We start from the raw sequence: 24,440 nt of genomic DNA, 5'->3' as shown, positions 1-24,440 counted from the left end.
GAACCTCCATGCTCAAGATGACGCAACTGTCGAAGTCGTTCCGCACCGAAGTGGTCGAGACCTACGCGCTGCGCGATTTCTCGATCAATGTCCGCGAAGGCGAGTTCGTCGCGGTGACTGGCCCGTCGGGTTCGGGCAAGACCACGTTCCTCAACATCGCCGGTTTGCTTGAAACGCCGAGCGGTGGCCGCTACGAACTGGATGGCGAGGACGTCGGCCGCCTCGACGACGACGGTCGTTCGCGCATCCGCAATCAGAAGATCGGCTTCATCTTCCAGGCCTTCAACCTGATTCCGGATCTCAACGTCTTCGACAACGTCGACGTGCCGCTGCGCTATCGCACGATGTCCGGCACCGAGCGCAAGAAGCGCATCACCGAAGCGCTTGAGCGTGTTGGCCTGTCGGCGCGTCTCCGCCACTACCCCGCCGAGCTGTCCGGCGGTCAGCAGCAGCGCGTCGCGATCGCCCGTGCGCTGGCTGGCTCGCCGCGTCTGCTGCTCGCCGACGAGCCGACCGGCAATCTCGACACGCAGATGGCGCGCGCCGTGATGCAGCTGCTGGAAGATATCCATCGCGACGGCGCAACCATCATCATGGTCACCCACGATCCGGAACTCGCAGCGCGTGCGCAGCGCAACGTGCATGTCATCGACGGCCAGGTGGTCGACGTCGGCGAGGAGCCGCGTCTGCATCTGAACCTGTCGCGTCTCGGCGGCTGAGCCCACGGAGAATCCGCATGTTCAAGTACTACAGCTGGCTGGCCGCGCGCAGCCTGCGTCGCAACCCGGCGCTGACCGCGCTGATGGTGCTCGCCATCGGTCTGGGCATCGGCGCCTGCATCACGACGCTGACGGTGCTGCGCGCGCTGTCCGGCGATCCGATCCCGACCAAGAGCGAACGACTGTTCATCGTGCAGATGGATCCACGCAACATGAACGACTACCAGCCCGGCGCGCCGCTGTCCGAGCAAGTGACCTATCCGGACGGCGTCAACCTGCTGAAGGCGCGTCGCGCGAAGCACCAGGCACTGATGTCGGGCGGCTCGGTTGTGGTCCAGCCGGAAGACGCCGCGATCGATCCATACATCGCCGATGCGCGCTACACGTCGGCGGACTTCTTCGCGATGTTCGAGACGCCGTTCGCCGCGGGCAGCGGCTGGAGCGCGAGCGAGGACGAAGCGCATGCGCGCGTCGCGGTCGTCAGCAAGGCGCTTAACGACAAGCTCTACAAAGGCGATGACAGCGTCGGCCGTACGCTGCGGCTGCGCGGCGTCGACTTCCGTATCGTCGGCGTGCTGGACGCCTGGCGGCCGGCGCCGCATTTCTACGATCTCAATACCGGCAACTACAGCGAAGGCGAGGACGTCTTCATTCCGGTCGAGACCGCGCTGGAACTCAAGTTCGCGCGCAACGGCTCGATGGACTGCTGGGATGACGCGCCGGTTCCGGAGACGTCGCCGAACTGCGTGTGGATGCAGTTCTGGATCGAACTGGAAACGCCCGCGCAGCGCGATGTTTACACCGACTTCCTGCGCGGCTACGTCGCCGAGCAGCGCGCGCTGGACCGTTTCCCGCGGCCGAGCGATGTCCGGCTGCTCGACGTGATGCAGTGGCTCGACTTCAAGCGCGTGGTCCCGCGCGACGTGCATCTGCAGGTCTGGCTGGCGTTCGGCTTCCTGGCGGTCTGCCTGATCAACACGGTCGGCCTGATGCTCGCCAAGTTCCTGCGGCGCGCCGGCGAGATCGGCGTGCGGCGCGCAATCGGTGCGTCGAAGCGCGAGGTGTTCACCCAGTTCCTCGTCGAGGCGGGAGCCGTCGGTGTCGCCGGCGCGGTGCTCGGCGTCGCACTGACGTTGCTGGGACTGTGGGGCGTGCGCCAGCAGCCGGGAGATTACGCGAGCCTCGCCCAGCTCGACTTGACGATGCTGACGACGACGCTGCTGCTCGCCCTCGCGACGAGCCTGATCGCCGGCCTGCTGCCGGCCTGGCGCGCCTGCGATGTCGCACCCGCACTGCAGCTGAAGACGGACTAGGAAGACGACCATGGACCTGATGCCCATTCTTGCCGCGCTCAAGCGCCAGAAGACCGCCGCCGCGCTGATCGCCATCGAGATCGCGCTGTGCTGCGCAATCGTCTGCAACGCGCTGTTCCTGATCGAGAACCGCCTGGAGCGCAGCGCGACGACCAGCGGCGTGGCGGAGAACGAGCTGATCCGCATATCGACCGCCGGTACCGGCGACGAGGATGCGACCGCGCGTCTGCGTGCCGACCTCGCCGCCATCAGGGACATTTCCGGTGTGGTCACCGCCACGCTGACCAACCAGGTGCCATTCGGCAATTCCTCGTGGAACACCAGCGTGCGCCTGGCGCACGACGACAAGAACAGTGCCGCGGACGTCGGTGCCTACTACGGCGACGATCAGCTGCTGGAGACCCTGGGCGTGAGGCTCGTCGCCGGCCGCGACTTCACCGACGACGAGTTCGTCGATTTCGATGCCCTGGTCGGCGGCGACGCCAATGAGCCGAATGTCGTCATCATCACGACGACGCTGGCGAAGAGGCTCTACGGCGATGCCGATCCGCTCGGTCGCGAGTTCTTTCCCAGCGACACCGCAGTGCGCGTCGTCGGCGTGGTCGACCGCCTGATCCGGCCGCGCCTCGGCGAGGACGCCGGCTACAGCGAATCGAGCATGATCCTGCCGATCCGCATGGGCGGCGGCTACGGATTCTTCCTGCTTCGCACCAAGCCCGAAGATCGCGCCGCGGTCATCGACGCGGTGCGCGCCAAGCTCAAGGAGATCTCGCCGAACCGCATCGTCTTCAAGACCGATACCGTCGAGGATCTGCGCAAGGCCTACTTCAAGCAGGATCGCGTGATGGCCGGCCTGCTGATCGCCGTCGTCGTCTCGCTGCTGATCGTCACGGCGCTGGGCATTGTTGGCCTCGCCAGCTTCTGGGTGCAGCGCCGGCGCCGCCAGATCGGCATCCGCCGCGCGCTGGGCGCGACGCGCCGGCAGATCCTGCTGTACTTCCAGACCGAGAATTTCCTGATCGTCACGCTCGGCATCGCCGTCGGCATGGCCGGCGCCTACGCGATCAGCGGCTGGCTGATGCAGCAGTACGAGATGCCGCGGCTGCCGCTCTGGTATCTGCCGGTCGGTGCGGCCGTGCTGTGGCTGCTCGGGCAGATCGCGGTGCTGGCGCCGGCCCTGCGTGCGGCGTCCGTGCCGCCGGCCACCGCGACTCGTTCTGCCTGAGGTCCTGCCGGCGCTATCATCAAGGCCACGACTGAATCATCGTTCAACGCGAAGCACGGAGCTGCATGCCGACGGTACTGATTGCGGATGACAACGCCGGCGTGCGCGAGGCGCTGAGCCTGCTGCTGTCGCTGCGCGACATCGCGACGCGCGGCGCGGCAACGCCCGAGGAATGCCTGGCGGTACTCGGCGCCGAACGCATCGACCTGGTCATCGCCGACATGAACTACCAGGCCGATACGACGTCCGGCGAGGAAGGCGTCGCGCTGTTCCGCGCGATCCGCGAACGTCATCCGGACATGCCGGTGATGCTGCTGACCGCCTGGACGCATCTGGAAACCGCGGTCGACCTGGTCAAGGCCGGCGCCGCCGATTACCTGTCCAAGCCCTGGGATGACGCCAAGCTGCTGACGACGATCGAGAACCTGCTCGAGCTGTCGGAAACCAATCGGGCGATGTCGCGCCTGCAGCACGAACGCCGCCGCCGCCGCGAGGATCTGGCGCGCCGTTACAACCTCGATGGACTGGTCTACGGCTCAGAAGCGATGGAGCGCCTGGTCGAGCTGGCCTGCAAGGTCGCCCGCGCCGAAGTGCCGGTGCTGATCACCGGTCCCAACGGCGCCGGCAAGGAGCGCATCGCGCGCATCGTGCATGCCAACTCCGCGGTCAGCAGCGGGCCGTTCATTGCGGTCAACTGCGGCGCGTTGCCGGCGGAGCTGATCGAGGCCGAGCTGTTCGGTGCCGAGGCGGGTGCCTACACCGGCGCCAACAAGGCACGCGAGGGCCGCTTCGATTCCGCCGACCGTGGCACGCTGTTCCTCGACGAAATCGGCAACCTGCCGCTGTCCGGCCAGATCAAGCTGCTGCGCGTGCTCGAGACCGGCCAGTTCGAACGACTCGGTTCCTCGCGGACGCGCCAGGTCAAGGTCCGCGTGCTGTCGGCCACCAACTCGGACCTGCCGGCGATGATCGCCGACGGCCGCTTCCGCCAGGACCTGTTCTATCGTCTGAACCTGATCGAGCTGGCCTTGCCACCGCTGGCCGAGCGCAGCGACGACATCCTGCCGATTGCCGAAAGCTTCCTCGATGCACAGACCCAGCTCGCCGAGGATGCACGCGAGGCATTGCTCGACCACAACTGGCCCGGCAACGTGCGTGAGCTGCGCAATGCGCTGGAGCGTGCACGCCTGCTGTGCAGCGACGGCATCATCCGCGCCGCCGACCTGAACCTGCCGACCCGCAGCGGCGCAGCGCGCGGCAGCGAGGAACCGGATCGCGATGCGATTGCCGCCGCGTTGGCCGCCAGCGGCGGCAACATCAGCCGCACCGCGCAGGCGCTGGGCCTGTCGCGCCAGGCGCTGTATCGCCGCTTGGAACGGTTCGGACTGACCAGCGCTTCCAACTGAGCTAGGCTGCTGCGGCCTGCCATGCGAATGACTCTTTCTCTGGACGCGCGCCTCGCCCTGCTGCTTGCCGGCGTCGCGGCGCTGGCCGCGGCAACGGCGCTGCTGGCGATGCAGATCTCGGGTTCGCTGCTGCTCGCCACCGCGCTCGCCCTGATCGTCATCGCACTCGCGGCGCCATTCGCGGCGCGGCGCCACAACGCGCCGACGCTGCGTCTGCTGCGCGCGCTGGAAGGCGCGGTCGCGAGCTACCGCGATGGCGACTACAGCTTCGCGGTGTCCAGCGACCGTCGCGATGCACTAGGCGATCTGGCCCAGCTGCACAACGAACTGAGCCAGGTGCTGCGCGAGCAGCGCCAGCATCTCGCGCAGCGCGAGCTGCTGCTCGACACCGTCGTGCAGAACACGCCGGTCGCATTGATCCTCGTCGACGATGCGGGGCGCATCACGTATGCGAATCTCGCGGCCCGCCAGCTGTTCAACGACAGCCGCAGTCTCGCCGGCCTGTCCTTCGACGGCATGGTCGGCGCCGCGCCCGAAGCGCTGAGGACTGCGTTGGCCGATGGCGGCGACGCGCTGTTCACCGTCGACTTCGCGGAAGGCGAAGAGACCTTTCATCTGTCGCAGCGCGGCTTCCGCCTGCAGGGCCGTGCGAACCGCCTGTATCTGTTCCGCCGCATGACCCGCGAGCTGTCGCGCCAGGAAGTCGCGACCTGGAAGAAGGTCATCCGCGTGATGAGCCACGAGCTGAACAACTCGCTGGCGCCGATCTCCTCGCTCGCCCATTCTGGCGCCGAACTGGCGCAGCGCGGCCAGACCGCGCGCCTGCCGGAAGTGTTCAGCGGCATTGGCACGCGCGCGCGGCATCTGCAGCAGTTCATCGAAAGCTACGCGACCTTCGCACGTCTGCCGGCCCCGCGTCTGCAGATCGTCGCGTGGAGCGTGCTGCTCGAAGGGCTCAAGGCGCAGTACGTCTTCGAGCTGGTCGGCCGCATGCCGGAGGCCTCGCTGCAGGTCGACGTCGCGCAGTTCGAGCAGGTGTTGATCAACCTGCTGAAGAACGCGCACGAGGCCGGCGGCACCGCGCCGGTCGAACTGGAAGTGCTGCGCGTCGCCGACAGCTGGCGCATCGAGATCCGCGACCGCGGCGCCGGCATGAGCGAGACCGTGCTCGCCAATGCGCTGCTGCCGTTCTACTCGACCAAGCGCAGCGGCAGCGGCCTGGGCCTGGCGCTGGCGCGCGAGATCATCGAAGCGCACGGCGGGCGCATCCAGCTTGCCAACCGCGACGGCGGCGGGCTGCGCGTGATGCTGACGCTGCCGGTGCGCGCGGGCTAGGGTTGCGGCCAGCGATCCGTCATTCCCCCAGCCCCGTAGCCCGGATGCAATCCGGGGTCGCGCATTCTCCGCAGGGACAGAGCCCCTGGTTTCACCCGGGCTACGAACTGACGCCGCGGTGCGCGCCGGTTAGTTGGGCGGCTGTTGACCGGCATTGAGCCGGCGCCGCGCCGCACGCATCTTCGCGGCGACGGTCTGCTCGTTCCACAGATAGCTGAAGAACGAACGCAGCACGCCGCGGTCGAGTTGGGCGTTCTTGCCGTCGGCCAGGCGGAAGATCTGCTGGTAGTACCAACCTTGCTGGCCCAGCACGTTGAGCAGCTTGATGAAGAAGATCGGCGAGGCGCCGGACAGCCAGCGTTTGCCGCTCAGGCGCACGGTCTTCTCGTAGCTTGGCGCGCGATCGACCGATCCATTGAGCAGCTGCTTCGGGAAATCGGTATCGGTGCACAGCGGGCGCGCCAGACCGATGACATCGCACTCGCCGTCGCGGATTGCCGCTTCCATGCCGTCGCGCGAGCGGAAGCCGCCAGTCACCATCAGCGGCATCTTCGCGACACTGCGGATCTTCGCCGCATAGTCGAGGAAGTAGGCCTCGCGCAGCTGCGTCGTCTGGCGCTGCACTTCCTCGTCGCGCGGCGAGGCATTGATCTTCGATTCTTCGCGCCCGGAAAAGCCGAGCAGGCGCGGCTGCTCGTAGGTACCGCCGGAAATCTCCAGCAGATCGACGCGTTCGCTGTTCAGCAGTTCAACGACACGCAGGCAGTCTTCATTGGAGAAACCGCCCTTGCGGAAGTCGTCGGAGTTGAGCTTGATGCCGATCGGATAATCATTGCCGACCTGCTTGCGCGTCATCCGCACCGCCTCGATCAGGAAGCGCGCGCGGTTCTCGATGCTGCCGCCCCAGGCATCGGTGCGCTGGTTGGTGACCGGCGACAGGAAGGCGCTGAGCAGATAGCCGTGCGCCGAGTGGATCTGTACACCCGTGAAGCCGGCTTCGCGCGCCGTGACGGCGACGTTGGCGAAGCGCTGGATGAAGTCGAGGATCTCTTCTTCGCGCAGCGCGCGCGGCTTCGCGTAGTTGCCGAGCATGTCGAGCTGCACGTCCGATGGGCCCATCGGCTCGCCGGTAACGTAGCGCGGCGATTGCCGGCCGGCATGCGAGATCTGCATCCACAGATGATTGCCCGCCACGGTGCCGGCCTGCGCCCAGTCCTTGAGCTGCGCGAAGCCGCCATTGCGGTCGATCGCGACATTGCCCGGACGTTCCAGCACGCGCCGGTCGATCATGACATTGCCGCTGATCAGCAGGCCGGCGCCGCCTTCGCTCCAGCGCCGGTACAGCGTGACGTGACGCTCGGTCGCGCGCAGCCAGGGGTCGGCGAGACCTTCGGTCATCGCGGCCTTGCACAGGCGATTCGGCAGGCTGGCGCCGCAGGGCAGCGGAAAGGCTTGCGACAGTACGGCGGACATGGGAACAGCCGGCAGAGGATTTGCGCGGAGTATGTGTCGCGATATCCGCAACAACAACCGTAGGATGGGCCGCAAGGCCCATCACCGTCGAGCAGAATCGTCGAGTCGATGGGCCTGGCGGCCCATCCTACGTGGTTAAACGGCGCCGAAGCGATACCCGGAAACGACGTTGCCGAGGATGGCTTCGTTGTAGATGCGGCTGCCGACGTCTTCGCCCGCCGCACCGGCGGCGACCATCAGCGGGATCAGATGCTCCTCGCGCGGATGCGACGCGCGTGCGCGAGGCGCCTGCGACCAGCGGGCCAGCGCAGTGTCGCGGTCCGCAGGTGGCGCGGCGACAGCGCCGCTCAGCCAGTCGTCGAACTGCCGGGCGTCTTCAACGCCGCCGTTCGAGAACATCGCCTGCAGATTGTGGAAGCTCATGCCGCTGCCGATGATCAGCACGTCTTCGTCGCGCAGCGGCGCGAGCGCCTGACCCAGGCGCAGGTGCTCGGCCGGATCGAGGCCGGCGCGCAGCGACAGCTGCAGCACCGGGATGTCCGCCGGCGGATTGATCAGCATCAAGGGAATGAAGACGCCATGGTCGTAACCGCGGCTCTGCGTCGCGGCACTGGCGATGCCGGCGTCCTTCAACAGCGCGGCGACACGCTCCGCGAGCGCCGGTGCTCCGGGCGCCGGGTATTGCAGCTCGTAGGTATGCGGCGGAAAGCCGTTGTAGTCGTACAGCAGCGACGGATTCGCCGCGGCATTGACGGTGAACAGCGGCGCTTCCCAGTGCGCCGACACGACGAGGATCGCGTGCGGGCGTTGCGGCAGATCGGCGATCAGGCCGCGCAGGAAGGCTTCCATGCCGTCCCAGGTATCCGCCGGGCCGTAGGTCCAGTCCATGAAGAAGCAGGGACCGCCGCCATGCGGGATGAAATAGGTCGGCAGTCGCATGCTCATGCTCCGTTCAATTGCCAGCGGCGAATCAGCGCCGGAATCAGGATCGCCGGCGCGGCGATCGCATCGAGCCACAGGCCGGCGGTGAGTCCGTACTTCCAGCACAGCGCGGCGTCCAGCGGCGCCCAGACCAGGATGCCGACAATCAGTGCGTCCGCTGCCCAGCGCTGCTGCCTGCGCAAGCCCTGCTGGACGAGGAAGAACATCATCGCGCCCCAGCTCGCGACGGTCGGGCCGAACAGCGCGAACGCGAGCCGCGCGTCGTCGCCCTGCAGCGGCAGCCAGCGATCGAGCCAGTCCGTGCGCAGCAGCAGAAACGGCAGGCCGAGGCCGCCGGCGACATGCAGCCCGGCGATCCAGCTCAGCCAGCGGTCGAGTTTTGCGCCGAGCATGCGCTACCTCTGGCAGCGTGTGCAGTAGAACGACGCGCGCTGGCCGATGACCAGGCGCTTGATCGTCGTGCCGCAGTCGAGACAGGGCTCGCCGTCGCGGCCGTAGGCGTAGAGCTTCTGCTGGAAGTAGCCAGACTCGCCATCGGCGCCGGCGAAATCCTTCAGCGTCGTGCCGCCCTGGACGATGGCGTCGGACAGCACCTCGCGAATGTTCGCGGCCAGCGTCACGCACTCGGCGCGGGTCAGCCGCTGTGCCGCCCGCGTCGGCCGGATGCCGCTGCGGAACAGCGCTTCGGTCGCATAGATGTTGCCGGCGCCGACGACGATCTGGCCGTCCATGACGAAGTTCTTCACCGCGACGCTCTTGCCGCGCGAGCGTTCGAACAGATAGTCGCCGTTGAAGACGTCGTCAAAGGGCTCGGGGCCCATGCTGTCGAGCAGCACATGCCGGGTCTCGCGCGCCGGCCACAGCAGCATCGCGCCGAAGCGGCGCGGATCGTGATAGCGGATGACCCAACCGCTGTCGAGCAGCCAGTCGACGTGATCGTGCTTGCGCAGCGGTGTATCGGCGGCAACGACGACGACGCGGCCCGACATGCCCAGATGGACGATGACGCGATCGGCCGAGTCGAGCGTGACGATCAGATACTTGCCGCGGCGGTCGATGGCCGTGACCGTGCGGCCGCGCAGCTTCTGCGCGAGGTTGGCCGGCACCGGCCAGCGCAGGCGCGCATCGCGCACGGTGACGCTGCGGATACGCTGGCCGTTCAGATGCGGCAGCAGGCCGCGACGAACGGTTTCGACCTCGGGTAGTTCGGGCACCGACTCACTCCACATCCCACCGCAGGACTCACTCGGCCGCGGGCATCGCCTCGCCGGCTGTGTCCGGGGTTTCCGGCACGGCCGCTGCCGCCAGCGTCAGCAGGCTCGCTTCTTCCGCCTTCGACACCGAATAGCGTACGCCGAAATCCGGCCGGTCGATCAGCAGCTGCGGCTCGTGTGCGGCGAGGCGCAGCTGCACTTCGCCGTCCTCCAGCACGATGCGGATCGGCTGGCCACCGGCCTCGCCGAGGTCCTTGCCGCCGTCCGGAATCGCCGCATTCCACATTGCGCGCGCCTTGCTCCAGCTGTCGACGAAGGCCTGCAGCTTTTCGACGCTGGCGTCCGGCTGCGTGTCGGCGGTCCATTGCCCTTCGGCATTGCGCGAGACCGTCAGACCCGGCACTTCGATGCGCACGATCTTCGCGCCTTCCGGCAGCAGCGTCTTGGCGACGAGTTCGCTGAAATCGGCGTCGAGGGTTTCCTTCGGCGGATCGGGGATCAGCGCGACGTGATCGGCAGTCTTGATGTAGCGGCGCGCCTGGATCGGCTCGTCGGCACCGACGCCCAGCACCTGATCGTTGAACGTGACCGTGTATTCCGGCGGCTCCAGGCCCAGCTCTGCGAGCTTCACGTCGGTAAGCGGCAGGCTGCGTTCGACGCTGCTGCTCGCCAGCGCGACGATGCCGGCGACTTCGAGCGGATCGGCCGGCGCCTTGACCGGTGCGACCAGCTGCCACTGTTCGCCCTGCTTCTCCAGCTTGATCGCCGGCGCGCCCGGATGTTCGATCGCAATCTGCTGCAAGATTTCGGCGGTCAGTGTCGTCAGCGGCGGCAGCACTTCCGGTTTTTCGCGGGTGAACCAGACGACCGCCCCGAGGCCGGCGAGCACGCCGACCATCGCGATATTCAGCTTTGCGCGGGACATGGCGAACTCCTCAGCGACGGCGACGCAGAATCCAGCGCGAGACGCCGAAGGCGATCAGGACTAGCGGCAGCACGAGCACGAACCACAGCGCGATGCTGGTGAATGCCCAACCCGGCAGGAACAATGCGGTATCCGGCGCGCTCTTGATGTCGATGTTGAGCTGCGCGTCGCGCGACGCCAGCCACTGCACGATGTTGAGGCCGAGCTGCTGGTTGCCGAGTTCGCCGACGTAGGCGTCGGTCAGGAAGTCGGCATCGCCGACCAGCACGACGCGCTGCGGCCGTGTGGCCGGCTTCTCGGCGGGCGCGGCGCCTTCCACCACTGCGGGCGCAGCCGGCGTGAACGGTCGCGTCAGTGTCGCGCCGATCGTCAGCGGCCCAGGAATGTCGGTGGGATCGAGCGCGACGGTACCGGATGCCATGTCGCCGGTCTCCAGCCAGGACTCGGGCGAGGATTCGAGCATCGGCTGCAGCGTCCAGCCGTTGATCGCGCCTTCACCGGCCGGCTTCAGGGAGCGCACGAGCGGGAACAGCGTCGCCATCTCGAGGCCCTGCGTCACGAGGTTCGGCGGATAGGCGACCGCGGCGAAGAAGCCGGGATGGCCGGTGCCGAGCACCTGGTACTCCGGCAGGATCGCGTAGCCGTTCTGCCATTCGATGCCGAGATCCTTCGCAAGATCGTCTAGGCCAGCCGGAAAATCGGGATCGGCCAGCCACAGCAGATTGCCGCCGTTCTTGACGTAATCGCGGATCAGCGCGATCTCGCCGTCGAACAGTTTCGAGCTTGGCGAGGCGAGCACCAGCGCGCTGGTGTTGTCCGGAATCCGCGGCGTCTGGATCAGGTTCAGACCCTGCACCTTGAGGCCCTTGTCGCGCAGCGCCTGCGCGAAGCGGCCAAGGCTGTCGGGGCCTTCGCCGTTCGTGCTGCGCTCGCCATGGCCTTCGACGAAGACGACGAACTGCTCGCCGGAGAACGCCAGGCGCTGCAGCGCAGTCGTCACCGCCTGCTCGGTCGTCGCGCGCAGGTTCTCACGGCGGCCCTGGTACTCGACGACGACTTCGCCGATCGCGTTGATATTGAACTCGCGCACCTTCTGCGGCGAGGCGCTCGGATCGATGAAGTCGATCTGGATGTTGGCCTTCTCGCGCAGATACTTGCCGAGATCCTCCTCGACCGCGCGGCGCGTCTCGGCGCCATTGGGGGCGAAGACATGGAATATCAGCGGATCGGGCATCGCCGCGAGTTGCTTGACGCTCGCTTCGGTCAGCGTGTTGCGCTGGTTTGCGGTCCAGTCGAGCTCGGTCTTGAAGCGCAGCGACAACACGCCGAGCACGATGATGACGGCGAGCACCAGCGCGCCGTTGATCGCCTGCTGGATATAGGTCTGTTTCTTGTTCATGGCTCAGTTACGCTCGATATCCAGACGCAGCACCGTCATCCACAGGAAGAATGCGGAGAACAGGACGTAGTAGATCGCGTCGGCGGTGTTGAACACGCCGCGGCGCAGGCTTTCGAAGTGATCGATCAGCGACAGGTAGCTGAACAGTTCCTTGAACGGCACGCTGTCGTTGTAGGCGAGGATGTTGACCAGCCACAGCACCAGCAGCAGGCCGAAGCTGCCGACCGCGGCAATCGTCGGTTCGCGCGTCAGCGACGACACGAACAGGCCGGCGGCACCGAAGGCCATCATCATCAGGAACAGGCCGAACAGGCCGGCGGCGAGACGGCCCCAGTCGAGATCGGTCGACCAGTTCAGCGACAGCGGCATCAGCGTCATCAGCAGCACGATCACCGCAACGAAACCGAGCAGGCCGACGAATTTGCCGAGCACGATCTCGGTCAGCGAGACCGGCGCCGAGAACAGCAGCGTGATGCTGTTCGACTTCCGCTCCTCGGCGAACAGGCGCATCGTCATCAGCGGCATGATCAGCAGCAGCAGGATTGTCGCGAAGCCGTAGAGCTGGCCGCCGATGTAGTCGGACACGCCGAACTCCTGTTCGGTGACGCCGGCGGTCGCGGCGTACTCGGCCATCAGGTTGATGAACACGAAGCCCATGATGAACTGGATGATCGCGAGCACCGCCCAGGCCAGCGGCGACAGGAAGATGCGGCGCGATTCGTAACGCGCAATGGTCAAGATACTCATGCTGCGGCCCTCGCCGCATCGCGCAGCGTCAGTTCAACGAAGATGTCTTCCAGCGTGTGGCGTTGCGCGCTCAGCTCGTACAGGCCCCAGTTGCCGCGCGCGGCGGCGTCGGCGATCGCTTCACGCGGATCGAGCGCGCCGTCGCGGGTGATGCGGAACGTGCCGTCGCCGAGGTGGTTGACGCTCTTGACGCCGGCGAGCGCCGCCAGCGCGGATTGCTCCGGCGGCTGCCGGAAGCCGGCGACGACCGTGACGAAGATGCCGGCGCGCGTCGCGTCCAGCGATTCGTTGTAGACGACCTGGCCGCGCGCAATGATCATCACGCGCGAACACACTGCCTCGATCTCCGACAGGATGTGGCTGGAGACGATGACGCTGTGGTTCTGGCCGAGATCGGCGATCAGCTTGCGGATCTCGCGGATCTGGATCGGGTCGAGGCCGACAGTCGGCTCGTCGAGGATCACAACCGGCGGCCGGTGGATGATCGCCTGCGCGATGCCGACGCGCTGCTGGTAACCCTTGGACAGATTGCCGACCAGGCGCCGGCCGACATCGGCGAGGCCGCAGTCGCGCTTCGCCGATTCGACCGCCGCATTCTGTGCGCCCTTGGCGATGCCATGCAGGCTCGCGCAGTAGCGCAGGTATTCGTCGACGGTCAGCTCCGGATACACCGGCGGCTGCTCCGGCAGGTAGCCGAGCGACTGCTTGGCGGCCTTGGCCTGCGCATGCAGCGAGACGCCCTTGACGAAGATCTCGCCGGCGCTCGGTGCCAGATTGCCGGTCAGCATCTTCATCGTCGTCGACTTGCCGGCGCCGTTGGGGCCCAGCAGGCCGAGAATTTCACCCTTGCGCAGCGTGAGATTCAGATTCTCGACGGCGACGGTCGGTCCGTAGCGGCGCGTCAATGCGCGCGCCTCAATCAGGATTTCGTTGTCCATGTGTCCCGGTCTGTTGTCTGTTGAAACGGTTATAGATCGGTGCCGGTAGCGCCGGCGTGGGTTCTGACTGCTGAACCCGCAGCCAAGTTCCGGTCGAGGCGCGGCTAGTTATAAAGCTTCGGCTCGCCTTCGGGCCGACGGCGGAAGCGCTTGTAACCCCACCAGTACTGTTCCAGGCTCGCCCGCGCGCAGCGCTCGAGACCGGCATTCATCGCCGCCACCGAGGTGACGAGGTCTTCGCTGTAGATCGCCGGGTCGGCGGCGAACCAGTGGGCGATGAAGCCCTGGCCGCGCGGCAGGCGCTCGCCGTAGAAGAACACCACCGGCGTGCCGTGCTTCTGCGCCAGCTTGGAGACCAGCGTCGGCGTATGCGCCGGTACGCCGAAGAACGGCGCGAACACGCCGCGCCCCGGCGGCGGGTCCTGGTCCGGCATGAAATAGATCGTCTCGTTGCGCGCCAGCACCTTGACGATTTCGCGGCCAACACCGCCTTCGGCCGGCAGCATCTTGCCGCCGAAGCGGCAGCGGCCTTGCAGCGAGAGCTCGTCGAGCACGCCGCCCTGCGGTTTGTAGAGGCCGGTTGCCGTGTACTTCTTCGAGAACGGAATCGCGCAGGCCTCCCAGTTGCCCTGGTGCAGGGTCAGCAGCAGCATGCCCTTGCCCTGGGCGAGCGCCTGATCGATGACTTCGCCGCCGCGCCATTCCTTGACCATGCCGAGCACGCGCTGCTCGTCGCCGAGCCAGGTGACCGGCATTTCGAGAATGGTCTTGACCTCGTTCTGCACCGAGATCCGCGCCAGCCGGCGGCGCTCGGCAACGCTCATCTGCGGAAAGCACAGCTCCAGATTGCGCAGCGAGGTGTTGCGCCGGCCATTGGGCACCGCCCACAGCAGCCAGCCGAGCAGATCACCGAGCGCATGCAGGACGCGCAACGGCAGGATAGACAGAATATGGAACAGGATACGCATGGCGGCGCATTCTGCGGGCAGCGCCGCGTCGGCGCAAAAGCGGCTTGGTCCCTGCCGGCAAGCCATTGTTGTTGCAAAAGAAAAAACCCGGCCAAAGGACCGGGTTAAATAAAGGGAGGTAAAACCATGTGATACGCCGGGCAGTTTGGGGAACCCGGCGCACCGTCAGAGTGTGCAGAGCGGATGCGATTCGGGGTGTCGGTCAAATCCGCATCGGCGTTGTAGGAAATTGACGACACAAGCTTTAGGAACAAGGCAGCATGATCGGATTGCTACAGAGAGTGAGCACCGCCAGCGTGCGGATCGACGGGCAGCTTGCCGGCGAAATCGGCGCGGGACTGCTGGTGCTGGTCGGCGTGGTGCCGGCGGACAGCCAGCTCCAGGCCGATCGCCTGCTGCAGCGCCTGCTGGCGTACCGGGTCTTCGCCGACGAACAGGGGCGGATGAATCGCAGTCTGCGCGACAGCGGCGGCGGCCTGCTGCTGGTGCCGCAGTTCACGCTGGCCGCCGACACCCGGCAAGGCAACCGCGCCGGCTTCTCGACGGCCGCGCCGCCGGAGCAGGCGCGCGCGCTGTTCGAGTATCTGGTGGCGCAGGCGCGGGCAGCGTGGCCGCAGACCGCCGCCGGGGTGTTCGGCGCGGACATGCAGGTCAGCCTGGTCAATGACGGCCCGGTGACGTTCTGGCTGGAGGTTGATTAGGACCCGGACGTAGCCCGGATGAAATCCGGGATGGGGCGAGCGCCGGCCGGCAGAACCCTGGATTCCATACCAGGCTACAAAAGCCGACAAGGGCCGCGTCGGGCGGAAAATCGACCCTACCCAGTTGATGTAGTTCAATTCTGCCGGGGCCGGGAGTACCATGAGCGCCCTTTTGAGCCAGCTAGGCCCATGGCCGCCCGCACCGCCAGCGTAGAACGCAACACGCGCGAGACCCAGATCCGCGTCAGCCTGAACCTCGACGGTTCCGGGGCTTCGCGCTTCGAGACCGGCATTCCGTTCCTCGACCACATGCTCGATCAGGTCGCCCGCCACGGGCTGATCGACCTCGACATCGTCGCCAAGGGCGACCGCGAGATCGACGATCACCACACGGTCGAGGACATCGGCATCACGCTCGGCATGGCCTTCGACCAGGCGGTCGGCGACAAGAAGGGCGTGGTCCGCTACGGCCACAGCTACGTGCCGCTCGACGAGGCGCTGTCGCGCGTCGTCGTCGACCTGTCCGGCCGTCCTGGTCTGGAATACATCGTCGAGTACCCGCGCGCGCGCATCGGCGATTTCGACGTCGACCTGTTCCGCGAATTCTTCCAGGGCTTCGTCAACCACGCCAAGGTGACGCTGCACATCGACAATCTGCGCGGCCGCAACGCGCATCACATCGTCGAAACCATCTTCAAGGCCTTCGGCCGTGCCCTGCGCATGGCGGCGACGGCCGATCCGCGCATGAGCGGCGTCATGCCGTCGACCAAGGGCACTCTCTAAAGGCAGCCAGGTCCGCGTCTTGCGGATTCAGCAACTTCTAAAGACCGCTTCATGAACCTCCCCAAATCTCAGCAGCTGCGGCCGAGTCACGTGCTCGCGTTGCGAATTTCGCAAGGCTGACGCATGGCAGAGTCCATCGGCGTCATCGACTACGGCATGGGCAACCTGCATTCGCTCGGCAAGGCGCTGCAGCGGGTGTCGGGCAACAGCCGCGTGGTCATCAGCTACGATCCGGAAGAGCTGCTGGCCTGCGACCGCCTGGTGCTGCCCGGCGTCGGCGGGGTCAAGGCCTGCATGCAGGAGCTGCGCCGGCTGGAGCTGAACGAGCTGGTCGTTGAGGCCGCGCGCACCAAGCCGATGCTCGGCATCTGCCTGGGCATGCAGGTCATGCTTGAGTGGAGCGAGGAGAACGGCGGCGTGCCGGCGCTGGGCCTGTTCCCCGGCCGCGTCGAACGTTTTCCCGATCCGGATCCGGTCGATGCCAGCCATGCGGAACGCCTGAAGGTGCCGCACATGGGTTGGAACCGCGTCCGCCAGATGCGCGCGCACCCGCTGTGGGAAGGCATTCCGGACGAATCCTGGGTGTACTTCGTGCACAGCTACTACGCGGCGCCGACCCAGCCGGAGCATGTGCTGGGTGTTTCCGACTACGGGCGCGAGTTCGCCTGCGCGGTCGCCCGCGACAATATCGTTGCCGTGCAGTTTCACCCGGAAAAGTCGCAGAACATCGGGATGATGCTGCTCGCCAACTTCACGCAGTGGACGCCGTAGACCGGGCGGCTTGCCAGCGTCCGACGATTTGGGCACAGTTCATCCAACGTCAGGACTATCCCGTGCCAATCCCCAACCCTTCGGGCCTCACTACGGGCCGCTGCTCGCAAAAGACCGCACTCACCTGACCTCAATCCCATGTTGTTGATCCCCGCAATTGATCTGAAAGGCGGCCAGTGCGTGCGTTTGCGCCAGGGCCGGATGGACGACGTCACCGTGTTCTCGGATGACCCGGTCACGATGGCCAAGCGCTGGGAGGACGAAGGTGCCGCGCGTATCCACATCGTCGACCTCGACGGTGCGGTCAAGGGCTCGCCGATCAACATCGCGGTGGTCGAGGCGATGACCGCGGCGGTCAAGGTGCCGGTGCAGGTTGGCGGCGGCATCCGCGACGAAGAAACCGTGCAGCGTTATCTCAACGCTGGCGTGCAGTACGTGATCATCGGCACCAAGGCGGTCAATGCACCGCACTTCCTGCACGATCTCTGTCTCGAATTCCCGCGCCACATCATCGTCGGCCTCGATGCCAAGGACGGCCGTGTCGCGCTCAACGGCTGGGCCAAGCTGACTGGCCATGATGTCGTCGAGACCGCGCTGCACTGCGAGCGCGACGGCGTCGAGGCGATCATCTACACCGATATCGCCAAGGACGGCATGATGCAGGGCTTCAACGTCGAGTCGACGCGCAACCTCGCGCGCGCGCTGAAGACGCCGGTCATCGCTTCGGGCGGCGTCAGCTCGCTCGACGACATCCACAAGCTCAAGGAACTCGAGAGCGAAGGGGTTGCCGGCGCCGTCATCGGCCGCGCCCTCTATCAGGGCGACCTCGACTTCAAGGCCGCGAACAAGATCGCGCTGGGTTAAGCCGCTGCGCGCCGGGAGATCCCGGCACCCGCGCTGCGCGCCCCCAGCTTTCATCGGTAGCTCCCCATGCTCGCCAAACGCATCATTCCCTGCCTCGACATCGACCGCGGCCGCGTCGTCAAGGGCGTCAAGTTCGAGGACATCCAGGATGCCGGCGATCCGGTGGAAGTCGCGCGCAAGTACGACTACCAGGGTGCCGACGAGCTGATCTTCCTCGACATCACCGCCAGCGCGCAGGACCGGCCGACGCTGTTCCAGACCGTCGAGCAGGTGGCCCGCGAGATCTACATCCCGCTGACCGTCGGCGGCGGCGTGCGCACCTGCGCCGATGTCCGCGCGTTGCTGTCGGCCGGGGCCGACAAGGTCAGCATCAACACCGCGGCGGTCGAGAATCCGAAGTTCGTCACCGAGGCCGGTGACCGTTACGGCGTGCAGTGCATCGTCGTCGCGATCGACGCCAAGCGTGTCGCCGCCAAGAAAGGCGTGCTCGGCCGTAAGGGCCAGGAGGAGGCGCCGCGCTGGGAGATCTTCACCCACGGCGGCCGCAAGTCCACCGGGCTCGATGCGGTCGAATGGGCGCAGAACATGGTCAAGCACGGCGCCGGCGAACTGCTGGTGACGAGCATGGACCGCGACGGCACCAAGGCCGGCTACGACGTCGAGCTGCTGCGCGCGATCACCGACGCGGTCACCGTGCCGGTCATTGCCTCGGGTGGTGTCGGCTCGCTGGAACATCTGCATGATGGCCTGGTCAAAGGCGGTGCGGACGCGGTGCTGGCCGCGAGCATCTTCCACCAGGGCACGTTCACCGTCGGACAGGCCAAGCGCCATCTCGCTGACCAGGGCGTCTGCATTCGCCTGTAAGGCTCAAGGCGTACACTGTTCGCTGTCTTCAGATCGCAACCTCAGGACTGCAGCATTGAGACCCCCTAGCGATGTTCTTGCTGAGCTGTACCGCGTGCTCGAGGACCGCAAATCCGCGGACCCCGGCAGCTCGTACGTGGCCAGCCTGTACGCCAAGGGTACGGACGCGATCCTGAAGAAAGTCGGCGAGGAAGCCGCCGAGACCCTGATTGCCGCGAAGAACCCGGACGATGCCGATCTGGTTCACGAAGTCGCGGACCTGTGGTTTCACACGCTGGTGCTGATGGTGCAGCGGGGTTTGCCGCTGGATAGCCTGACGACCGAACTGGCGCGCCGTTTTGGTACATCGGGACATGCCGAAAAGGCAGCCCGCAACCCTGCAAAATGAGGTGAAGTCATGGGTCTGAGCATTGGACACCTGCTGGTACTGCTGGTCATCGTTCTGCTGATCTTCGGCACCAAGAAACTGCGCAACATGGGCGGCGACGTCGGTGGCGCGATCAAGAACTTCAAGAGCGCGATGAAGGAAGGCGAAGACGATGCCGACAAGTCTTCCGCCAAGATCATCGACGCCAGCAAGCAGGACGAGAACAAGGGCTAGGCGTACGCGCGGCGCATCGCGCTGCCCGGCCTGAGCTCCCCGCTATGTTCGACGTTGGTTTTTCCGAACTGGTCGTCTGCTTCATCATCGCGCTGATCGTGCTCGGCCCCGAGCGCCTGCCGGCGGTGGCGCGTGCGATCGGCCGCTGGACCGGCCAGGCGCGCGGCTACATGCGCAACCTGACCAACGAGCTCGAACGCGAGACGCGCTTCTCCGAGCTGCAGCGCCAGCTCGAGGAAGCCAAGAAGGCCGCGCAGATGCACAACCAGGCCTTCAACAAGGCCGTCGAGAATGTCGCGACCGAAGTGAAGTCGGCGCCGGCTGAGCCGAAGAAAGACGACAGCCAGCCATGAGTCTCGACGACGAACCGGTCGTGCCGCAGCGCACGCCGGAGCAGGAGCACAAGGAACAACCGCTGATCGCGCATCTGCTGGAACTGCGCGACCGCCTGCTCAAGGCGATCATCGGCGTGCTCGTCGTCGCGCTGCCGATGATGGTCTACGCCAAGGAGCTCTACGGCTGGCTGGCCAAGCCGCTGATCGACAAGATGCCGGCCGGCGCGACGATGATCGCGACCGAAGTCGCCTCACCGTTCATCACGCCGATGAAATTCGCCGCGCTGCTCGGCTTCATCGTCGCGATTCCCTGGGTGCTGTATCAGGTCTGGGCCTTCGTCGCGCCCGGTCTCTACAAGAGCGAACGCCGCCTCGTGCTGCCGCTGATGGCATCGAGCACGCTGCTGTTCTACGGTGGCGTCGCCTTCGCGTACTTCCTGGTGCTGCCGACGGTGTTCAAGTTCATGCTAGGCATCGCCCCCGAGGGCGTGTCGGTGATGACCGACATCAGCAAGTACCTCGACTTCGTGCTCGGCATGTTCCTCGCGTTCGGCTTCGCGTTCGAGACGCCCGTCGCGCTGGTGCTGCTGGTATGGACCGGCTTCGTCACGCCGGCGCAGCTGACGAAGAATCGCGAGTACGTGTTCGTCGGCGCCTTCGTCGTCGGCGCGATCTTCACGCCACCGGACATCCTGTCGCAGTTCATGCTCGCGGTGCCGGTCTATCTGCTTTACGAAATCGGCATCATTGCCGCGCGCGTGATGGTGCCCGGCAGCCGCGAAGTCGAAGCGCAGCAACGCGAGAACGCAAAGAGCTGACGCGGGTTCCAAACGGCACGGTCCTTGCTCCGTCCCTGTTGTTCGGGGAAATCAGGGGCTGGCATGTTCAGGATCTGCGCAAGTCGCACCGCCATCGCGTTGTGCGCGCTCGGCATCACTCCATTGGTTCAGGCGCATGGTGGACACGCCAGCGGCAGCAGCGCCAAGCTGGATTTCGCGGTGCATGAAACCGCACAGGCCAACGGCGTGCTAGATCTCGATGAGGCCTAGTTCTGGGACGGTACGACGCTGGACGGCTCGGTGCGTTCCGCGAGCTGGTGCGACGTCATGGCGCCCTGTCCGACCTACAGCTTTCCGGTGGCCGCCGGGGCTGCGCGGCTGCGGGTCGGCATCGACACACCGGAGCGCACCGATACCTTTGTCGTCGACCTGATCGATCCCGACGGCAATCTCGCCGGTTCGGATTCGAATTCCAACCAGTTCAATTCGGAAGTGCTGATCAGCAGTCCGGCCGCCGGCAGCTGGACCTTGCGCGTGCGTCCGGAAAGCGTGACGAATGCATCGTTCCGGCTGCGCGCCAAACTCGAATCGGAACTGCCGGAAGATCGCCTGAACAGCGGCGAGCGCAAGGCGCTGCTGCCGAACCTGCGCACCGTGCCACCGCTGGAATTTACCTTCGTCGCGCCGGCGAATCCGCTCAACGGCCTGTATCCGCCGGACACGATCAATCCACCCTTGCAGGTCGGCGACATCGCGCCGCTATCCTGCACCGTCGATGAGATGGCGCCGCCGGCACTGGGCGGCGGCGGTGCGCGGCGTTGTCTGCGCTTCACGTCCGGACCGATCAACCTCGGCCCCGGCATCTACGACATGCGTTTCAGTCTGATCGAGGACGCGATCGCCGGCACGGCCTATCTGAATCCGCAGGAAGCGCTGTCTCGAACCGTCGTCGGGCCGAAGCTGCAGGCAGTGCACTACAGCGACGGCACGGAGGAACTGGTCTCGGCCGGCACCTACTCCTTCCATCCGATCCATTTCCATTTTCACGACGACTACGTGCTGGCCTTCGAGCTGTACGCCGTCACCGATCCCGCGCACGGCGGCATGACCAAGGCGGGCATCGGCACCAAGTCCGGGTTCTGTCCGGCGGATCAGCTGTTCGGCGACTGGTCCGCCTTCAACCAGGGTTACGAGACGCCGGGCGGCGACACGCCGCTCGACAACTGCTCGTCGCCGATCAATGGCGTGCTGGGTCTTTCGGTTGGCTGGGGAGACGTCTACCGCTGGCAGCGGCCGGGCATGTACGTCGAGTTCGCCGATCAGCCGAACGGTCGCTATGTCGTGCGCTCGATCGTCGATTCCGAAGATCGCGTGCTCGAGACCAATAACGGCGACAACGTCTCCTACGCCTATATCGACGTGCAAGGCGACACGATCGAGATTCTCGAGCGCGGCTGGGGCAAGGATCCCTGGGACCCGGACAAGCTGGCCTTCAACGGCCCGGGGCCGATGTACCGCGAAGTCAGCGGCAGCTCGCCGACCAGCGAAGGCGCGGCGCCCGGCGTGGTTCCGGGAGGCAACGCCGGCGGTGGCGGCGGTGCGATGCCGGGCCTGACCCTGATGGCGTTTGCCGCGCTGGCGCTGCGCCGTCGACGCGTGCACTGACGGCGCACTCAAGCCTTGGCGTATCGCCTACCATGCGCGCATCGCATGGGGAGGATGGAACGTGTACGCACTCAGGGACAAGGTTGCAGTCGTCACCGGCGCCGGTTCGGGCATCGGCCGCGCGCTGGCGATCGAGCTGCACAAGAAGGGCTGCCGGCTCGCGCTGTCGGACGTCAACGCCGCCGCATTGGCCGAGACGGTTTCGCTGATCGGCGCGCCGGTATACAGCCGCGCCTTCGATGTGGCGAGCCGCGATGCGGTCTCCGATTTCGCCGCCGCGGTGAAGAGCGAACTCGGCACCGCGCACGTCGTCATCAACAACGCCGGCGTCGCGCTGTCGCAGACCATCGAAGACATGAGCTACGAAGACTTCGAGTGGCTGATGAACATCAATTTCTGGGGCGTCGTCCACGGCACCAAGGCGTTCCTGCCGATGCTGCGCGCGCAGGACGACGGCGTCATCGTCAATCTGTCGAGCATCTTCGGCATCATTGCAGTGCCGACGCAGGGCGCCTATCACGCCGCGAAGTTCGCGGTGCGCGGCTTCACCGAGACGCTGCGTCAGGAACTGGAAGGCAGCGGTGTGTTCGCGGTCTGCGTGCATCCGGGCGGCATCCGCACCAACATCGTCCGCAACTCGCGCCACTACGTGTCGAACGACGGCATCACCGATCAGGCGCTGATGGCCAAGCGCTTCGAGAAGATGGCGCGCACCTCGTCCGAACAGGCTGCGCAGACGATCATCGACGGCATCGAGCGGCGCCAGCCCCGGGTTCTGATTGGCAGCGATGCGAAACTGATGGATCGCATCCAGCGCTGGATGCCGGTCAGCTATCCGGCCGCGCTGCGGACATTACTCAGGCTGGTCAGTAAGTAGCGCCATAAAATCGACGCCCGCACGGAACAGTGAGCTAGGCTCATGAACAACGAACAGATTCAGCAGACCGTCAGCAAGCTGTGGGACGACGAGATCGTGCCGCAGCTGATCGAGTACATCCGCATTCCGAACAAGTCGCCGTTGTTCGATCCGCAATGGAAGGAACACGGCTACATGGATGCGGCGGTCAAGCTGCTTGCCGACTGGGCACGCAGCAAGCTGCCGGCGCTGCCGGGCGCGACGCTTGAAGTCGTGCAGCTTCCGGGCCGCACGCCGCTGATCTATGTCGACATCCCGGCTGCCAATGGCGGCTCGCAGGACGACTGCGTGCTGCTCTACGGCCATCTCGACAAGCAGCCGGAAATGACCGGCTGGGCCGAAGGCCTCGGACCCTGGATTCCGGTACTCAAGGGCGACAAGCTCTACGGCCGCGGCGGCGCGGACGATGGCTACGCGCTGTTCGGCTCTCTCGCCGCGCTGCTTGCGCTGCGCGAACAGAAGCTGCCGCAGGCGCGCTGCGTGATCCTGATCGAAGCCTGTGAGGAATCCGGCAGCTACGACCTGCCGTTCTACGTCGATCATCTGATCGACCGGCTCGGCAAACCTTCACTCGTCATCTGCCTCGACTCCGGCTGTGCGAACTACGACCAGCTGTGGCTGACGACCAGCCTGCGCGGCCTCGCTGGCGGCAACCTGCGCGTGCAGGTGCTTGAGGAAGGCGTGCATTCGGGCGACGCGTCCGGCGTCGTGCCGTCGAGCTTCCGCATCCTGCGTCAGCTGCTGACGCGGATCGAGGATCTCGAGACCGGCGAAATCACCGCGAAGGAATTCCAGGTCGAGATACCTCCGCAGCGCATCGAGCAGGCCAAGGTCGCCGCGGCGATGCTCGGCGACGAGGTCTACAGCAAGTTTCCGTTCGTCAAAGGCATGCGGCCGACGCTGAGCGAGCCGGCGGAGCTGGTGCTCAACCGCACCTGGCGCGCGCAGCTGTCGATCACCGGCGCCGAAGGCCTGCCGCCGCTCGGCAACGCTGGCAATGTTCTGCGTCCGCAGACCAGCGTGAAGGTGTCGCTGCGCCTGCCGCCGACACTCGACGGCAAGCGCGCGACCGACGCGCTGAAGAAGATCATCGAAGCCGATCCGCCGTACGGCGCGAAGGTCACGCTGGAAGTCGAGAAGTCCGGCACCGGCTGGAATGCGCCGCAGCTGTCGGCGTGGCTGGAGCAGGCGGTCGATGCCGCGTCAAAGACCTACTTCGGCAAGGCGCCGGCCTACATGGGCGAAGGCGGCACGATCCCGTTCATGGGCATGCTCGGTGAGAAGTTTCCGCAGGCGCAGTTCTTGATCACCGGCGTGCTCGGTCCGCATTCGAATGCGCATGGGCCGAACGAATTCCTGCACATTCCGATGGGCAAGCGGGTGACGATGGTGGTTGCGGATGTAGTGGCGAAGCACGCGGTGCAGTCGAAATAGCGTCTGCCGCGGATGATCTGAATTCCGTTCGTGTCGAGTGCCGGCGAAGCCGGTGTATCGAGACACCTGAGCGACGGTTGTGGCATCTCGATACACCGCGCGCCTCGCGCGCGGCACTCGATG

27 protein-coding genes are annotated in these 24,440 nt (G+C 66.0%); 18 read left to right on the top strand and 9 right to left on the bottom strand.

Translation table 11 applies throughout. The features are described from left to right. Positions 1 to 8: 8 nt before the first annotated feature. The 5 genes from AC3WUF_RS00880 (at position 9) to AC3WUF_RS00860 (ending at position 5,998) form a co-directional block, all read left to right on the top strand. On the top strand, positions 9 to 719 hold the full coding sequence (locus AC3WUF_RS00880) for an ABC transporter ATP-binding protein (RefSeq protein WP_492421465.1): 711 nt from the start codon (positions 9 to 11) through the stop codon (positions 717 to 719). Between the two features lie 17 nt (positions 720 to 736). Next, positions 737 to 2,032 (top strand): ABC transporter permease, encoded by a 1,296-nt coding sequence (locus AC3WUF_RS00875; RefSeq protein WP_492421463.1) that lies wholly within the window; start codon positions 737 to 739, stop codon positions 2,030 to 2,032. A gap of 10 nt (positions 2,033 to 2,042) precedes the next feature. Then, a complete protein-coding gene (locus AC3WUF_RS00870) occupies positions 2,043 to 3,257 on the top strand; it encodes an ABC transporter permease (protein WP_492421461.1) in 1,215 nt (404 codons plus the stop codon). 65 nt (positions 3,258 to 3,322) lie between these two features. Next, a complete protein-coding gene (locus tag AC3WUF_RS00865; RefSeq protein ID WP_492421459.1) occupies positions 3,323 to 4,663 on the top strand; it encodes a sigma-54-dependent transcriptional regulator in 1,341 nt (446 codons plus the stop codon). A gap of 27 nt (positions 4,664 to 4,690) precedes the next feature. Then, a complete protein-coding gene (locus AC3WUF_RS00860) occupies positions 4,691 to 5,998 on the top strand; it encodes a sensor histidine kinase (RefSeq protein ID WP_492421457.1) in 1,308 nt (435 codons plus the stop codon). A 129-nt stretch (positions 5,999 to 6,127) separates the two neighbouring features. Here the strand turns inward: AC3WUF_RS00860 and AC3WUF_RS00855 are convergent, their stop codons facing one another. The 9 genes from AC3WUF_RS00855 to AC3WUF_RS00815 form a co-directional block, all read right to left on the bottom strand. Next, a complete protein-coding gene (locus tag AC3WUF_RS00855; protein ID WP_492421455.1) occupies positions 6,128 to 7,471 on the bottom strand; it encodes an NADH:flavin oxidoreductase/NADH oxidase family protein in 1,344 nt (447 codons plus the stop codon). 135 nt (positions 7,472 to 7,606) lie between these two features. Beyond that, the gene (locus tag AC3WUF_RS00850; protein WP_492423515.1) at positions 7,607 to 8,410 is read right to left on the bottom strand and encodes a DODA-type extradiol aromatic ring-opening family dioxygenase; all 804 of its coding nucleotides are present in this window, start codon (positions 8,408 to 8,410) and stop codon (positions 7,607 to 7,609) included. A gap of 2 nt (positions 8,411 to 8,412) precedes the next feature. After that, positions 8,413 to 8,805 carry a hypothetical protein gene (locus AC3WUF_RS00845; protein ID WP_492421453.1) on the bottom strand — a complete coding sequence of 131 codons (393 nt, stop codon included), beginning with the start codon at positions 8,803 to 8,805 and terminating at the stop codon, positions 8,413 to 8,415. Positions 8,806 to 8,808: 3 nt separating this feature from the next. Next, entirely contained in the window at positions 8,809 to 9,627 is an 819-nt protein-coding gene (mutM, locus tag AC3WUF_RS00840; RefSeq protein WP_492421451.1) for a bifunctional DNA-formamidopyrimidine glycosylase/DNA-(apurinic or apyrimidinic site) lyase, read from the bottom strand. Between the two features lie 28 nt (positions 9,628 to 9,655). Then, positions 9,656 to 10,552, bottom strand: coding sequence for a DUF4340 domain-containing protein (locus AC3WUF_RS00835; protein WP_492421449.1), 897 nt, complete (start codon positions 10,550 to 10,552; stop codon positions 9,656 to 9,658). Positions 10,553 to 10,562: 10 nt separating this feature from the next. Next, positions 10,563 to 11,951 (bottom strand): GldG family protein, encoded by a 1,389-nt coding sequence (locus tag AC3WUF_RS00830; protein ID WP_492421447.1) that lies wholly within the window; start codon positions 11,949 to 11,951, stop codon positions 10,563 to 10,565. 3 nt (positions 11,952 to 11,954) lie between these two features. Then, positions 11,955 to 12,698 (bottom strand): ABC transporter permease, encoded by a 744-nt coding sequence (locus tag AC3WUF_RS00825; protein WP_492421445.1) that lies wholly within the window; start codon positions 12,696 to 12,698, stop codon positions 11,955 to 11,957. Further along, positions 12,695 to 13,636, bottom strand: coding sequence for an ABC transporter ATP-binding protein (locus tag AC3WUF_RS00820; RefSeq protein ID WP_492421443.1), 942 nt, complete (start codon positions 13,634 to 13,636; stop codon positions 12,695 to 12,697). Before AC3WUF_RS00820 ends, AC3WUF_RS00825 begins: the two co-directional genes overlap by 4 nt. A 104-nt stretch (positions 13,637 to 13,740) precedes the next feature. Further along, entirely contained in the window at positions 13,741 to 14,604 is an 864-nt protein-coding gene (locus AC3WUF_RS00815) for a lysophospholipid acyltransferase family protein (protein ID WP_492421441.1), read from the bottom strand. 260 nt (positions 14,605 to 14,864) lie between these two features. Here AC3WUF_RS00815 and dtd point away from each other — a divergent pair, with 260 nt between their 5' ends. From dtd to AC3WUF_RS00750, 13 genes are all read left to right on the top strand, one after another. Continuing rightward, positions 14,865 to 15,305 carry a D-aminoacyl-tRNA deacylase gene (dtd, locus tag AC3WUF_RS00810; RefSeq protein WP_492421439.1) on the top strand — a complete coding sequence of 147 codons (441 nt, stop codon included), beginning with the start codon at positions 14,865 to 14,867 and terminating at the stop codon, positions 15,303 to 15,305. Positions 15,306 to 15,494: 189 nt separating this feature from the next. Then, positions 15,495 to 16,088, top strand: coding sequence for an imidazoleglycerol-phosphate dehydratase HisB (hisB, locus tag AC3WUF_RS00805; protein WP_492421437.1), 594 nt, complete (start codon positions 15,495 to 15,497; stop codon positions 16,086 to 16,088). Positions 16,089 to 16,211: 123 nt separating this feature from the next. Continuing rightward, complete coding sequence (gene hisH, locus AC3WUF_RS00800) at positions 16,212 to 16,859, top strand: imidazole glycerol phosphate synthase subunit HisH (protein ID WP_492421435.1); 648 nt, start codon at positions 16,212 to 16,214, stop codon at positions 16,857 to 16,859. A 138-nt stretch (positions 16,860 to 16,997) separates the two neighbouring features. Continuing rightward, complete coding sequence (hisA, locus tag AC3WUF_RS00795; protein WP_492421433.1) at positions 16,998 to 17,723, top strand: 1-(5-phosphoribosyl)-5-[(5-phosphoribosylamino)methylideneamino]imidazole-4-carboxamide isomerase; 726 nt, start codon at positions 16,998 to 17,000, stop codon at positions 17,721 to 17,723. A 66-nt stretch (positions 17,724 to 17,789) separates the two neighbouring features. Then, positions 17,790 to 18,587: an imidazole glycerol phosphate synthase subunit HisF gene (gene hisF, locus AC3WUF_RS00790; RefSeq protein WP_492421431.1), complete on the top strand. Its 798-nt coding sequence runs from the start codon at positions 17,790 to 17,792 to the stop codon at positions 18,585 to 18,587. 55 nt (positions 18,588 to 18,642) lie between these two features. Then, complete coding sequence (locus tag AC3WUF_RS00785) at positions 18,643 to 18,975, top strand: phosphoribosyl-ATP diphosphatase (protein ID WP_492421429.1); 333 nt, start codon at positions 18,643 to 18,645, stop codon at positions 18,973 to 18,975. A gap of 9 nt (positions 18,976 to 18,984) precedes the next feature. Then, positions 18,985 to 19,188: a Sec-independent protein translocase subunit TatA gene (tatA, locus tag AC3WUF_RS00780; protein WP_492421427.1), complete on the top strand. Its 204-nt coding sequence runs from the start codon at positions 18,985 to 18,987 to the stop codon at positions 19,186 to 19,188. Positions 19,189 to 19,232: 44 nt separating this feature from the next. Continuing rightward, the gene (gene tatB, locus AC3WUF_RS00775; RefSeq protein ID WP_492421425.1) at positions 19,233 to 19,541 is read left to right on the top strand and encodes a Sec-independent protein translocase protein TatB; all 309 of its coding nucleotides are present in this window, start codon (positions 19,233 to 19,235) and stop codon (positions 19,539 to 19,541) included. Further along, complete coding sequence (gene tatC, locus AC3WUF_RS00770) at positions 19,538 to 20,341, top strand: twin-arginine translocase subunit TatC (RefSeq protein WP_492421423.1); 804 nt, start codon at positions 19,538 to 19,540, stop codon at positions 20,339 to 20,341. The genes tatB and tatC overlap by 4 nt, the downstream gene beginning before the upstream one ends. 63 nt (positions 20,342 to 20,404) lie before the next feature. Next, positions 20,405 to 20,572, top strand: coding sequence for a hypothetical protein (locus tag AC3WUF_RS00765; protein ID WP_492421421.1), 168 nt, complete (start codon positions 20,405 to 20,407; stop codon positions 20,570 to 20,572). A gap of 30 nt (positions 20,573 to 20,602) precedes the next feature. Continuing rightward, positions 20,603 to 21,967 carry a lysyl oxidase family protein gene (locus AC3WUF_RS00760; RefSeq protein ID WP_492421419.1) on the top strand — a complete coding sequence of 455 codons (1,365 nt, stop codon included), beginning with the start codon at positions 20,603 to 20,605 and terminating at the stop codon, positions 21,965 to 21,967. Positions 21,968 to 22,028: 61 nt separating this feature from the next. Further along, positions 22,029 to 22,844 carry an SDR family NAD(P)-dependent oxidoreductase gene (locus AC3WUF_RS00755; protein WP_492421417.1) on the top strand — a complete coding sequence of 272 codons (816 nt, stop codon included), beginning with the start codon at positions 22,029 to 22,031 and terminating at the stop codon, positions 22,842 to 22,844. A gap of 42 nt (positions 22,845 to 22,886) precedes the next feature. Then, the gene (locus AC3WUF_RS00750; protein WP_492421415.1) at positions 22,887 to 24,317 is read left to right on the top strand and encodes a M20 family metallopeptidase; all 1,431 of its coding nucleotides are present in this window, start codon (positions 22,887 to 22,889) and stop codon (positions 24,315 to 24,317) included. Positions 24,318 to 24,440: the final 123 nt, after the last annotated feature.

The organism is Fontimonas sp. FW305-C-3, assembly GCF_058783185.1.
The sequence above is the reverse complement of the archived record's forward strand: the minus strand, read 5'-3'. Positions and strand labels throughout refer to the sequence as shown.

Excerpts from the sequence above, each read along its gene's own strand:
- AC3WUF_RS00875 (WP_492421463.1), top strand. The coding sequence starts at position 737 with ATGTTCAAGTACTACAGCTGGCTGGCCGCGCGCAGCCTGCGTCGCAAC.
- AC3WUF_RS00830 (WP_492421447.1), bottom strand. The coding sequence starts at position 11,951 with ATGAACAAGAAACAGACCTATATCCAGCAGGCGATCAACGGCGCGCTG.
- AC3WUF_RS00765 (WP_492421421.1), top strand. The coding sequence starts at position 20,405 with ATGTTCAGGATCTGCGCAAGTCGCACCGCCATCGCGTTGTGCGCGCTC.
- AC3WUF_RS00820 (WP_492421443.1), bottom strand. The coding sequence starts at position 13,636 with ATGGACAACGAAATCCTGATTGAGGCGCGCGCATTGACGCGCCGCTAC.
- AC3WUF_RS00860 (WP_492421457.1), top strand. The coding sequence starts at position 4,691 with ATGACTCTTTCTCTGGACGCGCGCCTCGCCCTGCTGCTTGCCGGCGTC.
- AC3WUF_RS00855 (WP_492421455.1), bottom strand. The coding sequence starts at position 7,471 with ATGTCCGCCGTACTGTCGCAAGCCTTTCCGCTGCCCTGCGGCGCCAGC.
- hisB (WP_492421437.1), top strand. The coding sequence starts at position 15,495 with ATGGCCGCCCGCACCGCCAGCGTAGAACGCAACACGCGCGAGACCCAG.
- AC3WUF_RS00850 (WP_492423515.1), bottom strand. The coding sequence starts at position 8,410 with ATGCGACTGCCGACCTATTTCATCCCGCATGGCGGCGGTCCCTGCTTC.
- hisH (WP_492421435.1), top strand. The coding sequence starts at position 16,212 with ATGGCAGAGTCCATCGGCGTCATCGACTACGGCATGGGCAACCTGCAT.
- hisF (WP_492421431.1), top strand. The coding sequence starts at position 17,790 with ATGCTCGCCAAACGCATCATTCCCTGCCTCGACATCGACCGCGGCCGC.
- AC3WUF_RS00815 (WP_492421441.1), bottom strand. The coding sequence starts at position 14,604 with ATGCGTATCCTGTTCCATATTCTGTCTATCCTGCCGTTGCGCGTCCTG.
- AC3WUF_RS00865 (WP_492421459.1), top strand. The coding sequence starts at position 3,323 with ATGCCGACGGTACTGATTGCGGATGACAACGCCGGCGTGCGCGAGGCG.
- AC3WUF_RS00870 (WP_492421461.1), top strand. The coding sequence starts at position 2,043 with ATGGACCTGATGCCCATTCTTGCCGCGCTCAAGCGCCAGAAGACCGCC.
- AC3WUF_RS00825 (WP_492421445.1), bottom strand. The coding sequence starts at position 12,698 with ATGAGTATCTTGACCATTGCGCGTTACGAATCGCGCCGCATCTTCCTG.
- AC3WUF_RS00880 (WP_492421465.1), top strand. The coding sequence starts at position 9 with ATGCTCAAGATGACGCAACTGTCGAAGTCGTTCCGCACCGAAGTGGTC.
- tatA (WP_492421427.1), top strand. The coding sequence starts at position 18,985 with ATGGGTCTGAGCATTGGACACCTGCTGGTACTGCTGGTCATCGTTCTG.
- AC3WUF_RS00845 (WP_492421453.1), bottom strand. The coding sequence starts at position 8,805 with ATGCTCGGCGCAAAACTCGACCGCTGGCTGAGCTGGATCGCCGGGCTG.
- hisA (WP_492421433.1), top strand. The coding sequence starts at position 16,998 with ATGTTGTTGATCCCCGCAATTGATCTGAAAGGCGGCCAGTGCGTGCGT.
- AC3WUF_RS00835 (WP_492421449.1), bottom strand. The coding sequence starts at position 10,552 with ATGTCCCGCGCAAAGCTGAATATCGCGATGGTCGGCGTGCTCGCCGGC.
- tatB (WP_492421425.1), top strand. The coding sequence starts at position 19,233 with ATGTTCGACGTTGGTTTTTCCGAACTGGTCGTCTGCTTCATCATCGCG.
- dtd (WP_492421439.1), top strand. The coding sequence starts at position 14,865 with ATGATCGGATTGCTACAGAGAGTGAGCACCGCCAGCGTGCGGATCGAC.
- tatC (WP_492421423.1), top strand. The coding sequence starts at position 19,538 with ATGAGTCTCGACGACGAACCGGTCGTGCCGCAGCGCACGCCGGAGCAG.
- AC3WUF_RS00750 (WP_492421415.1), top strand. The coding sequence starts at position 22,887 with ATGAACAACGAACAGATTCAGCAGACCGTCAGCAAGCTGTGGGACGAC.